Source organism: Variovorax sp. Soil_C_17, assembly GCF_057657265.1.
This window is the reverse complement of the sequence record NZ_JBDGIT010000003.1, coordinates 31628-44104: the sequence shown is the minus strand read 5'-3', so window position 1 is coordinate 44104 and position 12477 is coordinate 31628. Positions and strand designations below refer to the sequence as shown.

The 12477-nt window shown below is 69.4% G+C and carries 11 protein-coding genes; 6 read left to right on the top strand and 5 right to left on the bottom strand.

The features are described from left to right. The first annotated feature begins 60 nt into the window (after window positions 1-60). Together AC3A6Y_RS15305 and AC3A6Y_RS15300 are read left to right on the top strand one after the other, a co-directional pair. Window positions 61-1743, top strand: a complete 1683-nt coding sequence (locus AC3A6Y_RS15305) for a phospholipase D-like domain-containing protein (RefSeq protein WP_487869098.1) — start codon at window positions 61-63, stop codon at window positions 1741-1743. Between the two features lie 126 nt (window positions 1744-1869). Then, on the top strand, window positions 1870-2067 hold the full coding sequence (locus tag AC3A6Y_RS15300; RefSeq protein WP_106559980.1) for a hypothetical protein: 198 nt from the start codon (window positions 1870-1872) through the stop codon (window positions 2065-2067). Window positions 2068-2092: 25 nt separating this feature from the next. Here the strand turns inward: AC3A6Y_RS15300 and AC3A6Y_RS15295 are convergent, their stop codons facing one another. The 3 genes from AC3A6Y_RS15295 to AC3A6Y_RS15285 all read right to left on the bottom strand — a co-directional run bounded on the left by AC3A6Y_RS15295 (window position 2093) and on the right by AC3A6Y_RS15285 (window position 5359). Beyond that, window positions 2093-4294 (bottom strand): phosphocholine-specific phospholipase C, encoded by a 2202-nt coding sequence (locus AC3A6Y_RS15295; RefSeq protein WP_487869097.1) that lies wholly within the window; start codon window positions 4292-4294, stop codon window positions 2093-2095. 26 nt (window positions 4295-4320) lie between these two features. Beyond that, on the bottom strand, window positions 4321-4515 hold the full coding sequence (locus AC3A6Y_RS15290; RefSeq protein ID WP_487869096.1) for a hypothetical protein: 195 nt from the start codon (window positions 4513-4515) through the stop codon (window positions 4321-4323). Between the two features lie 190 nt (window positions 4516-4705). After that, window positions 4706-5359, bottom strand: coding sequence for a hypothetical protein (locus AC3A6Y_RS15285; RefSeq protein ID WP_487869095.1), 654 nt, complete (start codon window positions 5357-5359; stop codon window positions 4706-4708). Here AC3A6Y_RS15285 and AC3A6Y_RS15280 point away from each other — a divergent pair. Further along, entirely contained in the window at window positions 5358-6272 is a 915-nt protein-coding gene (locus AC3A6Y_RS15280; RefSeq protein ID WP_487869094.1) for a protein NO VEIN domain-containing protein, read from the top strand. The genes AC3A6Y_RS15285 and AC3A6Y_RS15280 overlap by 2 nt on opposite strands. Before the next feature lie 107 nt (window positions 6273-6379). Here the strand turns inward: AC3A6Y_RS15280 and AC3A6Y_RS15275 are convergent, their stop codons facing one another. Together AC3A6Y_RS15275 and AC3A6Y_RS15270 are read right to left on the bottom strand one after the other, a co-directional pair. Further along, window positions 6380-7627: an NAD(P)/FAD-dependent oxidoreductase gene (locus AC3A6Y_RS15275; RefSeq protein ID WP_487869940.1), complete on the bottom strand. Its 1248-nt coding sequence runs from the start codon at window positions 7625-7627 to the stop codon at window positions 6380-6382. Between the two features lie 237 nt (window positions 7628-7864). Further along, window positions 7865-8776 carry a LysR family transcriptional regulator gene (locus tag AC3A6Y_RS15270; protein ID WP_487869939.1) on the bottom strand — a complete coding sequence of 304 codons (912 nt, stop codon included), beginning with the start codon at window positions 8774-8776 and terminating at the stop codon, window positions 7865-7867. Between the two features lie 141 nt (window positions 8777-8917). Here AC3A6Y_RS15270 and AC3A6Y_RS15265 point away from each other — a divergent pair, with 141 nt between their 5' ends. From AC3A6Y_RS15265 to AC3A6Y_RS15255, 3 genes are all read left to right on the top strand, one after another. Further along, on the top strand, window positions 8918-9901 hold the full coding sequence (locus AC3A6Y_RS15265; protein ID WP_487869093.1) for a Bug family tripartite tricarboxylate transporter substrate binding protein: 984 nt from the start codon (window positions 8918-8920) through the stop codon (window positions 9899-9901). Window positions 9902-9903: 2 nt separating this feature from the next. Next, window positions 9904-11442: an amidase gene (locus AC3A6Y_RS15260; protein ID WP_487869092.1), complete on the top strand. Its 1539-nt coding sequence runs from the start codon at window positions 9904-9906 to the stop codon at window positions 11440-11442. A 150-nt stretch (window positions 11443-11592) separates the two neighbouring features. After that, window positions 11593-12342 (top strand): TerC family protein, encoded by a 750-nt coding sequence (locus tag AC3A6Y_RS15255; RefSeq protein ID WP_487869091.1) that lies wholly within the window; start codon window positions 11593-11595, stop codon window positions 12340-12342. Window positions 12343-12477 lie beyond the last annotated feature (135 nt).

Here is a 12477-nt window from a genome sequence, read left to right as displayed (position 1 = left end):
CCGCGCCGGCCATTCTTGCGGCATCGGCCCGCGATGAGGCCGTGTCCCCGAGGAGTCGTGATGTCCGAGCCCCCGTTTGCCCCGTCCGTCGATGTCCTGGTCCGCCTGCGCGAGCGGTTGCTGGCGCTGCTGGTGCTGCTGCACTGGCGGGCTCGCGCGCCGCTGGCACGCGAGCTGCATCGCCTGCGGCCCGGCATGGCCTCGCTGCTGGGCCATGCGCTGGCGGCCCTGCTGAGCACCGGCTGCGCCAGCCTGCCGCCGCCCGACGCCGAGCGCCCGCGCGCGACGGCGCTGGAGGCGGTGGGGCACACGCGCCTGGCCCAGGTGGCGCGCGCCTCGGCCGCAGACGCGGACCCGGCGCTGTCGGGCTTCCGGCTGCTGGCCGACGGCGACCAGGCGCTGGATGCGCGCATCGCCCTGGCGCGCCGGGCCCAGGTCTCGCTCGACATCCAGTACTACCTGGTCGCGGCCGACGCGACGGGCCGGCGCTTCCTGCGCGAGCTGCGCGATGCCGCCGCACGCGGCGTGCGGGTGCGGCTCTTGGTCGACGACCTGTACGCCAACGACAGCCGCCGGCTGCTGGCCGGGCTGGCGGCCCAGGCGAACGTGGAGGTGCGCCTGTTCAACCCGCTGCCCCAGCGCGACGGCGGCGTGGGCACCCGCGTGGCCCTGTCGATGCACGAGTTCGAGCGCATCAACCGGCGCATGCACAACAAGCTCTTCATCGCCGACGGCTCGCTGGCCGTGATCGGCGGACGCAACATCGCCGACGACTACTTCAAGCGCGGCGAGCCCTCGAACTTCATCGACATGGACGTGCTGTGCTCCGGGCCGGTCGTCGGCGGCTTCGAGGCGCTGTTCGACCGCTTCTGGAACAGCGAGCAGGCCTGGCCGGTGCAGGCGCTGCTGCCGGAGGGCGGCGGCGCCGCGGCCTTCGCCCGGGCGCTGAAGGGCCTGGACGGCGACCCGCCGGTGGCGCCGCGGGACCGCTTCGGCTACCGCCCGGTGGCCGATGAGCTCGATGCCGGGCGGCTGACCCAGCATTTCGCGCCGGCGCGGCTCTTCGCCGACGGGCCGGAGAAGGCGGCGACCGAAGGCCGCCCCTCGCCCGAAGCCTTCGCGCTCGAAGGCGCATTGCAGGCCATGCGCGAAGCGCGCTCGCAGGTGCTGGTCGCCACGCCTTACCTGGTTCCCGGCGAGCGCGGCCTGGCCCTGATGCGGCGGGCCCGCGACAAAGGCCTGCGCGTGATCGTCATGACCAACGGGCTGGCCGCCACAGACGAGCCGCTGGTGCACTGGGGCTATGCGCGCTACCGGGCCGAGATGGTGCGCCTGGGCGTGGAGCTGCATGAGCTCAGCCCGGCGCTGGGGCGCCCCGCGGCGGCGGCCGGCGAATCCGCGTCCTCGATGGGCCGCCTGCACGCCAAGCTGGCGGTGATCGACGGCCGGCGGCTGCTGGTCGGCTCGATGAACATGGACCGGCGCTCGATGCGCGCCAACACCGAGCTGGGCCTGCTGATCGACAGCCCGGCGCTGGCCGTCGAGGTGACACAGACCCTCCAGCGCGACCGCGACGTCGGCAGCTACCGCCTGCGCCCGGCGGCACACGGCGCGGGCAGCGTCGAATGGGTGGCGCGGGAGGCCGGGCGCGAGATCGTCCACCCGCGCGAGCCCGGGGTGGGCTGGGCGCAGCGGCTGCGGCTCGGGGTCATGTCGCTGTTCGTCGCCGAGGAGCTTCTTTGACGGTGCCATGACAGATAAGCGCCCGAAGTGTGGCCTTTTTCCCGCATCCCACCTCGAAGCCGGGGCCTGGAACCACTTGAACTGAGTACCTTCGGTTTAGCATTCGCCCGCCGAAGAGGGGATCTCATGAACAGCTACCGCACGCTCAACCAAGCCACCGGCGTCGCCCGCACGCTCAGCGCGCAGGCCGACCGCACCGTCATCGTCTACCGGACCTCGGACGAGAAGTACGTGACGGCCTCGCCCAAGGACCCGGTCCTGGGGACGATCGAGGGCGTGTACCGCAATGGCTATGCGGTGCGCACGGTGCTGACGCGGGCGTAGCCCACCGCCGGGCTGCGCATCCGCCTCAGAGATCCGGCTGCCCCATCGCCGGGTCGCTCACCGAATGCCGTCCGGTCTCGACCCGGCCGGCGAAGCGGCGGTACCAGGCCGGGTCGGCATCGCAGCTCACTTCGAAGTCGTACCACCAGCCGCTGGCTTCGATGTCCCATTGCTTTTCCACGTCGTCGCCGCCGCGCACGCGCACCGTCCAGGGCCCGTCGTCGCGGTAGGCGCGCGACTTGATGGTGAAGACGCAGGCGCGCTCGCCCTCGTTGCGCAGCTTCAGGTGCAGGTCGCCGCGGCGCGCGTTGTAGCCCACGCGGATCTCGGGATCGGGCGCGTTGCCCGCGCGCAGGCGGTTGAGGTCGCCCTTGAAGTGGCGGTGGAAGCCGTTCGGCCCGAGCACCCACAGGTCGTAGAGGCCGGCGTTGTCCGTCATCGCGGTCCACTCGTCGTCCAGGCGCTCGTTGGGCTCCACCATGTAGCGGCGCGGCAGCCGTTCGAGGTGCAGCTTGTCGTACACGTGGAACACCGCGCCTTGCTCGCCGCTGTTGGCGAACACCAGCTTGAGCGTGCCCTGCCGCGCGTTGCTGCGCGCGCTGACATGCAGCTCGTAGGGCAGGGCGCGCGAGGGCCGCGTGCCCGTGGCCTGCACCGGCAGCAGCGGGTTGGCCGGCGGCACGATCTGCGGCAGCTGCTGCTGCGCGGCGCGCAACGCATCGGCCTGGCCCAGGGTCTTGCGGCCCGGCAGCGTGGGGAGCGGCTCGTTCTCGGGCCGCTCGAAGTTGAAGCAGCTCGTGAGGTCGCCGCACACCGCGCGGCGGAAACGGCCGATGTTCGGCTCCTTGACGCCGAAGCGCTTCTCGAGGAAGCGAATGATCGAGGTGTGGTCGAAGGCCTGCGAGTTGACCCAGCCGCCGCGGCTCCAGGGCGAGATCACGTACAGCGGCACGCGCACGCCGGGGCCGTAGACGCGGCCGTCGGGCTGCGGCTGGCGGGTGGTGCCGGGCGGGTGGGGATGAACGAAGCGCTCGAAGGCGATGTCCGACTCGCGCAGCGTGGTCTTGCCGGCCGGCGTGCCGTCGGGGTTGAGCGAGGGTGCCGAGGGCGAGGGAACGTGGTCGAAGTAGCCGTCGTTCTCGTCGAAGTTGACCAGCAGCACGGTCTTGCTCCAGACCTCGGGCACGGCGGTGAGCGCGTCCAGCGTTTCCTGGATGTACCAGGCGCCCTGCACCGGGCTCGAGGGGCCCGGGTGCTCGGAGTAGGTGGCCGGCGCGATCACGAAGGACACCTGCGGCAGCTTGCCGTTCCTGATGTCGTTGCGGAAGGTCTCGAAATACGCGTTCACGTCGCCCAGCGGCCCCGGCATGGTGTTGGCGATGCCCTTGTACAGCGGGTTGCCGGCGTCGTCGCTGGCCGGGTCGTAGGCCGGCGAGAGCGCGTCGTTGCTCACCGGCTTGCCCGAGGCCTCGTTGGCCTTGCGGTACTGGCGAAAGCCCGCCAGCGGGTTGTCGCCGAAGTTGTCGGGCATGTTCTGGTAGACGATCCAGCTGACCTTGGCTTCCTGCAGGCGCTCGGGGTAGGTCTTCCAGTCGTAGCCCTGCGCCGAGGAATCGATCGAGTCCCACTCGTTGTTCACCGTGGCCACGCCGGCGCCGGTCGGGCCGTTGGTGCCGGCCCACATGAACATCCGGTTGGAATTGGTGCCGGTGTGCATCGAGCAGTGGTACGCATCGCAGAGGGTGAAGGCATTGGCCAGCGCGAACTGGAAGGGCAGCTCGGATTCCTTGTAGTAGCCCATCGAGGCCGGCGTCTTGTAGCGCACCCACTGCTCGATGCGGCCGCCGTCCCAGGCGTTCTGGCCGTCGCTCCAGGCGTGGGGCGTGCCGCTCACGCGTTGCGCGTTGCCCTGGGCCTGGTTCAGGTGGTAGGGCAGCACCGGCTGGCCGGCGGCGTCGTTCTGCTGCCAGACCTTGCGGCCGCCGGGCAGCGGGATGGTGAAGCGATCGCCGAAGCCGCGCACGCCGCGCAGCGTGCCGAAGTACTGGTCGAAGGAGCGGTTTTCCTGCATCAGGATCACCACGTGCTTGACGTCCTTGATGGTGCCGGTCTCGTGGTGTGCGGGGATCGCGAGTGCCTTGCGGATGCTGGGCGGGAAGGCGGCCAGCGTGGCGGCGGCGATGCCGGTGGTGGCAGTGCCCTGGATGAATTGGCGGCGGGAGCTCACGGGGTTGTTCTCGTCGTCGGTGGGGCTCAGGGCGCGTAGCGCACGTCGGCGCTGTCGCTGGGGGTGGCTTGCGCCGGCGTCCCGGTCTTCTGGGCGCCGGTGGTGCTGCCGCTGGCGGCGGGGCTGGCGAAGCCACCGTCGCCGCCGCCGCCGCAGGCGGCCAGTGCGCAGGCCAGGATCAGGGCGCTCGCGGGGCGCCAGGGGAGAACGATGGGGTGCATGCGGGATATTCCTTGAGGTGTCGTCAGGGTGGGATCGGGTGCGGCGAGGACGCGCGCGGCAGCGTGGGCTCGGTCGGCGCTGCGGGAGAGCGCCGCTCGTCCGTGAGAGGGAAGACTAGGCAACGGCGATGTCAGCGCCGTGAAGGGGCGGTGACGCCCGTGCGACGAACCAAGGCCGCTTTGCAGCCCGCTACTTCAACGTGACCACGACATGGGTTTGCGGCCCGCCGCGCATGACGTAGTTGACCGGATGCGGCGTCTCGCCGGAATCGCAAGCGACTGCCGAATTCAGCATGGGCGCGAGGGCGCCGGGCAGCTTTTTCTTGAACGGCCCGGCAGGCATGCACGCGCTGGCGTTGACGACGCCGGAGTTCTTCTCGTTTCTGTCCTTGTGGAACCTCTCGTTGACCGGGAAGGCTTCCGGCCTGTACTGGCCGGCCGCCGTTTCCTTGACGAAGATCGACAGATAGGATTCCCATCGAGTCCCCACGTCGACGTCCATGCAGACTCCCGGCTTCATGGTGTACCAGCCTTGGAGCGTCACTTGGCAGCGCGATTCCTGAAGCTCGCATCTCGAACCCGAATCGTCCGAATCCTCATGGATCACGGCAAAGACGATGTCCGTCTCTCGTCCGTTGCAGAGCTTGTTCGTCCCCGTTGCGCCGGCGGAGAATGCCATGGCAAAAAGCACCGGAACGCCTAGTACGAAGTGCACGATCGATCTCATCTTTTCCCCTACGGAATCTGCGCGGATGCCTTTCGAGAGGCCGCCAGTCGACAGACTATCAAACAAGCCCCGGCCTTGAACGCGATCCGCGCCGCCGGCCGGCGACAATCGCTTCATGGACAAAGAAGTCGACCCCGCGGTCCTCGCGGTCATCAATGAAAAGCGCCTGACTGGGGAGAAGCGCACTCCCGTCGAGATCATCGCCAGGATGGGCGTGTTCGATGCCCGGCAGCAAGCGGCGGAGAACGCCTGGCTGGCAACGGGCGACAACGTCATCGCCACCTTGTGGGCGGAGTTCGTGACCGTCGGCACCGGCGGGCGATGGTTCTATCTCGAGTCCCTGGATGTGCAGCGCCGGGTGGGGGGCGGCGAGCGCAGCGCCCAGCAGGTCCAGCGCGCCAAGAACCGGCTCGACCTGCTCAAGCGATCGCTGGATGCGGGTCTGGGCTTGAGGGCCGTGCTGCAGACGAACCGGGTCGCCATTCTCGAATTGGAGAGCGACAGGTCCGCCAAAGTGTCGACACGGGTGCCGGACGACCAGGAATGGCACATCGCGTCATGGGAGCCCGAACGGAAACTGGCGGTCCTGGTGCGCGGCGCGCGCGGCTGGCTGCCGACCGAGGAAGACATGCAGGCCGCACGGGCGCGGGGGAGCGTTCCGGCCGTGTCGCAAGAGGCGCCATCCGGTCCGGCATCGCGGGAAGAGCTGCAGGCGGCCGCGATGGACTACCTGACGCGTCACTTCGCCGGCTACGGGTACAAGGCCGAGAACGTCTCCGGCCAGAAGCTCGGCTACGACATCGAGGTGTCGGACAAGAAGGGCAAGACCTTGCTCAAGCTCGCGGTGAAGGGCACCGCGCCCGGAATGACCAGCTTCCAGCTCACGGGCGAGGAGCGTGCGTGCGCCAAGCGCGGGGACCCGTGGCGCCTTGCGGTGGTCACCGATGCCCCGGGCCCGACGGCGCAGCACAAGCTCTACAAGCCCGCCGAGATCGACCAGGCGCCCGGCCTCGAACCGCTGCTTGAATAGCAGGGAGCGTCGGCGCCGTCTCCCTCGAGGGGGGAGTGCCCAGCAAGGCAAAGCCGATGAGATTCTTCGGCGCGATCCTTTCGCCCACGCCTTGCCCCGGCGTCGCTTCAGCCGAAGCGGCTCGCGAGGTACGGCGCCGGGTCGATGAACGCGGGCTCGCCGCTGATCAGCTCGGCGAGGAGGCGGCCGGTGACGGGCCCCAGCGTGAAGCCCTGGTGCGCATGGCCGAAGTTGAACCACAGGCCCTTGTGGCGCGGCGCCGCGCCCAGCACCGGCTTCATGTCGACGGTGCAGGGGCGCGAGCCCAGCCACGGCGAAGCCTCGACCGGTTTCCCCAGCGGCACGAGTTCGCGTGTCGACTGTTCCGCGCGGCCGAGCTGGACCGGGGTGGCGGCCGCGTCCTGGCGGGCGAACTCCGCACCGGTGGTGAGCCGCAGGCCGCGCGACATCGGCGCCACCATCACGCCGCGCTCGACATCCAGCATCGGCAGCCGGAGCCCGGCATGCCCTTCGTAGTGGCGGTGGTAGCCCCGCTTGATGAACAAGGGCAGGCGGTAACCCAGGGGGCGCAGCAGCGCATCGGCCCAGGGCCCCAGCGCGACGACCGCCTCTTCCGCCTGAACGCTGCCACCTTCCGCATCGACGGACCAGCCCTCACCTTGCTGCCGCAGCGTCATCGCATCGCCCAAGGCGAAGCGGCCGCCGCGCCGGATGAAGAGCTTCGCGTAACGCGCGACCAGGTCGCCCGGGTCGCGCACGCTCCAGGGATCGGTCCAGTGGATGGCCCCGGCGAGCGCCCGCTGCAGTCCGGGCTCGGCCGACGCCAGCTCGTCGCTGCCGAGCACGGAACAGCCCAGGCCGTGCTCGCGCGCCGCGGCCGTTGCCTCGCCCGCGGCTGCATCGAAGGCCTGGCGAGAGCGGTAGATCTGCCGCCATCCCTCCTTGTGGATGAGCTCGCCGGCACCGGCCTGCTCGATCCAGAAGGCGTGCTCGTCGATGCATTTCTCGATCAGCCGGCTGTACGCAGGGACGATTTCGGCATAGCTCGAAGGCGCGGACGAGCGCCAGTAGGCGAACAGCCGCGGCCACACCTGCCACAGGGCATCCAGGTGATAGTGGGCGTCGTTGCTGCGCCCGGTCGCCACGCGCAGCAGCGTCCCGATATCGCGCGGAAACGCATAGGGCTGCACCGCCTCGCGCTGGATGATGCCGGCGTTTCCATAGGAGGTTTCCAGCCCCGGCATCTTCCGGTCGACGAGCGTGACCGCATGCCCGCGCAGCTGCAGCGCCAGCGCCGTGCTGACGCCGACGATGCCCGCGCCGAGAACCAGGACCTCCTTGTGCTTGTGCGCCATCGAGCCGCTCACGCCAGGATGGTGAGCGGGCTCGAGCTCACGGCACGCACGTGCGCCAGGATTGGGCCAAGTCCGGGAGGCAGAAGGGAAGGGGAGGGGCAGGTCATCGAAGTGAGCGAGTCGTAGGGCCGGCGAGCGGCCGTCATTGTCGCGCCTGCATCGCCGTGCTTGCGTGTGCCAGCCGCGCAATTATTCGATTTGTCAGTTGCGGCCGCGGCAATGCTGCCCAAAAGCCGCTCACCCTCCCCGGATCGCTTCGGCCAGGAAATGCACGAAGCCCTTGGCCGCGTCGGACAGCGCCCGGCCGGCCAGCGTCTCGACCTCCAGGTAGCGTTCGTTCATCTCCCGGTCGCGCAGCGGAACCGCCACCAGCGTGCCTGCAAGAAGGCGGGTGCGGATGGACAGCTCGCCGTAGAAGGCGATGCACTCGGGCGCCGCGGCCGCGAAGCTCACCAGCGCGTCGGCGTGGTTGCTCGACATGGCGGTCCGGTACTGCAGGCCTTGCCGGCTGCAGCTGATGTCGAGCAGCTGCCGCACCGAGCTGTTGGGCAGCGGCAGCGCCAGCGGGTACGCGACCGCCTGGCTCAGGGACAGCTGGCGCTGCCGGGCCAGCGGATGCTTGCCGGACATGACGGCCAGGATGGGGCTCGGATGGCGCAGCTCCAGCTGGATGCCGGGCTCGGGCACCGAGCTCAGCGTCACGCCCACGTCCGCTTCGCCGTCGCGGATGCGCCGCGGGATGTCGGTGCGGGAGCAGACCTCCAGGTGGAAGCGGATGCCTTCGTACTTCTCCCGGAAGCGGGCGATGAGCGTGGGGATGAAGTCGAAGGCGAATCCCTCGGCGCTGACCACGCGAACGAAGCCGCTGCGCAAACCGCGCAGCGCGGCGATGTCGTTCAGCACCCGCTCGTTGTCCTGTTGCGCCCGCTTGGCGTGCGCCGCCAGCAGTTCCCCGGCGGCATTGGGCACCATGCCGCGGGCGTGGCGCTCGAACAGCAGGCTGTCCATCTCGCGCTCGAGGCGCGCCACCTGCCGGCTGACTGCCGAGGGCGCCACGTTGAGCTTCAACGCGGCTTCCTTGATGGAACCGGTGCGCACGACTTCGAGGAAGTAGCGCACGGCAGTCTCTTGCAGCAAATAGCCGGCCATGGATTTGAATTGCGATTTCAGCAATGAAAGATTCTAAACATGGCGCTTGCCGCAATCCATGTGGACTCTTACGATGCCGTGACTGCCGATGCGCGGCCTTCTTTCACCCCTCTTTCGATTTCTTTTCTGCAAGAGCCCCTGATGAAGTCCCTCTCCGTCCTCGCCGGCTTTGCGCTGGCAACCTCCCTCGGCATGGCCTGCGCGCCGGCCGCCGCCGCCGAGAGCGACTTTCCGTCGCGGCCCGTCACCCTGATCATTCCTTTCCCGCCCGGCGGTGCGACGGACGTGCTGGGGCGCGTGATCGGCGCGCGCCTGGGCAAGGAGCTGGGCCAGCCGGTGGTCATCGACAACCGCGCCGGCGCAGGGACCATCATCGGCGCGACCCATGTCTCCAAGGCAGCGCCGGACGGCTACACGCTGCTGCTGAGCTCGGGCACCACCTTCACGGTCAACCCGGCGATCCGCAGCAACCTCCCCTACGACCCCGTCAAGGGCTTCGATCCCATCGGGCTCGCGGGCCGCACCCCGCTCATCCTGCTCGCGAACAAGGACGTTCCGGTCCAGACCTTCAAGCAGTTCGTGGACTACGTGAAGGCTTCCCCGGGCAAGTACGCCTACGGCTCCTACGGCAGCGGCACCACCGCCCACTTCGCCGGCGAGACGCTGCTGAACGCCGCCGGGCTGAAGATGACGCACGTGCCCTACAAGGGCAGTGCGCCGGCCATGACCGATCTCATCGGCGGGCAGATCCCCTTCAGCGTCGACACGGTGAGCGCAGCCATCCCGCAGCTCGCCGGCGGCAAGGTCAAGGCGATTGCGGTGACGACGGCCAAGCGCTCGGCGCTCCTGCCCAACGTGCCCGCCATGGCCGAGAGCGGCTTTCCCGGCATCGACATGGACACCTGGCTGATCTTCGCGGGCCCCAAGGGCCTGCCACCGGCCGTCAGGGCGCGGCTCGAGAAGGCCCTGGCTGCGACCGTGGCCGATCCGGACACCCGGGCGAAGCTGGTCGCGGCCGGCCTGGAGCCGGCCTTCAGCAACGCGGCCGCGGCCAGCGAGCTGATCAACAAGGAGCTGCCGCTGATGCGCGCGGTCGCGGCCCGCTCCAACATCACCGCGGATTGAGCATGGCCGAACTCGTCGAGACCTCCGCGGTCGAGCTGCGCCGGCTCATCGGCACCAAGGCGCTGTCGCCGGTGGAGCTGCTGGAGGCCTGCATCGCGCGCATCGAAAGCGTGAACCCCTTCGTCAACGCCGTCACCGCCACCTGTTTCGAGCGCGCGCGCGCCGAAGCCCGCGCCGCGGAGGAAGCCGTCATGGCCGGGCGCCCGCTCGGGCTGCTGCATGGCTTGCCGCTGGGCGTGAAGGATCTCGAACCGACGCAGGGCCTGCTCACCACCTGGGGCTCGCCCCTGTTCCGCAACCATGTGCCGGCCGAGGACATCGAGCTGGTGGCGCGCCTGCGCCGGGCCGGGGCCATCGTGGCCGGCAAGACCAACGTCCCCGAGATGGGCGCGGGCGCCAACTCGCGCAACGAGGTGTGGGGCGCGACCGGCAACCCCTTCAATCCCGATCTCAATGCCGGAGGGTCGTCCGGCGGCTCCGCTGCCGCGCTGGCCTGCGACATGCTGCCGGTCTGCACCGGCTCCGACACCGGCGGATCGCTTCGCATCCCCGCTGCCAAGTGCGGTGTGGTGGGCTTCAGGCCCTCGCCCGGTGTCGTGCCCAGCGTGCGCAAGCTGCTGGGCTGGACACCGATCTCGGTCGTCGGCCCCATGGGGCGCAATGTCGAGGACGCCTGCCTGCAGATGGCCGCCTCGGCCGGCATGCACGCCGGCGATCCGCTGAGCTATCCGCTCGATGCGCTGTCCTTCCTGAAGCCCGTCGACGTCGACCTGAGCCGGCTGCGCGTTGCCTGGACGGAGGACTTCGGCGCCTGCGCCGTGGACCAGAACATCCGCGCCACCTTCCGCCGCAAGATCGAGGGCATGCGCCACCTCTTCCAGCGCTGCGACGAGATCGCGCTCGACCTCGGCGACGTTCACAGGTGCTTCAACGTGCTGCGTGCCGAGGCCTTCGTCGCGGGCATGCAGGCCGCCTACGAGAAGGACCCGATGAGCCTCGGCCCCAACTCGCGCGCCAACTACGAGATGGGCGCGCGCATGAGCCTGCTGGACAGCGCCTGGGCCCAGGCCGAGCAGACCCGCCTGATCCGCAAGTTCCAGGACGTCTTCGCCGACGTCGACCTGATCCTGTCGCCGACCACGCCCGTCTCGCCCTTCCCGTGGACGCAGCTGTACGCGGACACGATCAACGGGGAAAAGCAGGAGAACTACTACCGCTGGCTGGCGCTGACCTACGTGGTCACGCTGGTCACGCATCCGTCGCTCTCGCTGCCCTGCGGTGTCGATCATGCGGGCATGCCCTTCGGCCTGCAGATCGTCGGCGGCTTCAGGTCGGATCACCAGGTGCTGGGTGCCGCGCACGCGATGGAGCGGGCCTTCGCGTCCAGCGCCGAACTGCGCCGCCCCCGCCCGGACCTGCAGCTGCTGTTGAAGACGCAGCCGCAGCCGCCGCTGCGATCCATCGTGACCGCCGCGCCCGATGCCGAGCGTGCTGCGGGCGCTGCGAGCGCTTCGGATTCGGCATCGGCCTCGGTGGTCTAGGGGCGAACGGCGCCCCACCCCTCGCGCCCACGCAGCCTCGGCATGACACGCAGTGCGGGAGGCCGTCCTGGGAATTGACGCATGATCGGCACTCCTTGACAAAAACCGCCCGGGGCTGCCCTCGCGCCCCTGCTCGAAAAAAGGACTGCGATGCTGGAACTCCTGACGGACCCTCAAGCCTGGATTGCCTTCGCCACCCTGACCGCGCTCGAGCTCGTGCTGGGTATCGACAACATCATCTTCATCTCCATCCTGGTGGACAAGCTGCCCGCCGCCAAGCGCGACTTCGCGCGACGGCTGGGACTCTTCATGGCGATGTTCATGCGCGTCGGCCTGCTGCTGGTGCTGGCCTGGATCGTCGGGCTGGTGGCCCCGCTCTTCTCGGTGGCGGGCGAGGACATCTCGGGCCGCGACCTGATCCTGATCCTGGGCGGCCTGTTCCTGATCTGGAAGAGCACGACGGAGGTGCACCAGTCGCTGGAAGGCGGCCACGAGGAGAAGGCCGCCTCGGCCGGCGCCACCATGCTCTCGGTCATCCTGCAGATCATGATCGTCGACCTGGTGTTCTCGCTGGACTCCATCATCACCGCGGTGGGGATGGTGGACGACGTCCGCGTGATGATCGCCGCGGTGGTCGCCTCCGTGCTGCTGATGATGCTGTTCGCCGCCGCCATCGGCCGCTTCGTCTCCGACCATCCCACCATCAAGATGCTGGCGCTGTCCTTCCTGGTGGTGGTGGGCGTCGTGCTCGTCGCGGAGGGCTTCGACCACCACGTGCCCAAGGGCTATGTGTACTTCGCCATGGCCTTCTCGCTGGGCGTGGAGGTGCTCAACATCCGGATGCGCGCCAAGGCGGCCAGGCGCGTGACCTTGAATCCGCCCCACATGCCGGGCGACTGAAGGCGCGGCCCGCTTGGGTGCCGTGGGCGAGAGGCGAGGCGCGGCGAGCGCTGGAATGGGCCAACTAATGCACGTTTCCAGGCGGGAGCTCGCCCCGGCTTTCATGGCCGTCCGGCCCCTCGACCCTACGATGAC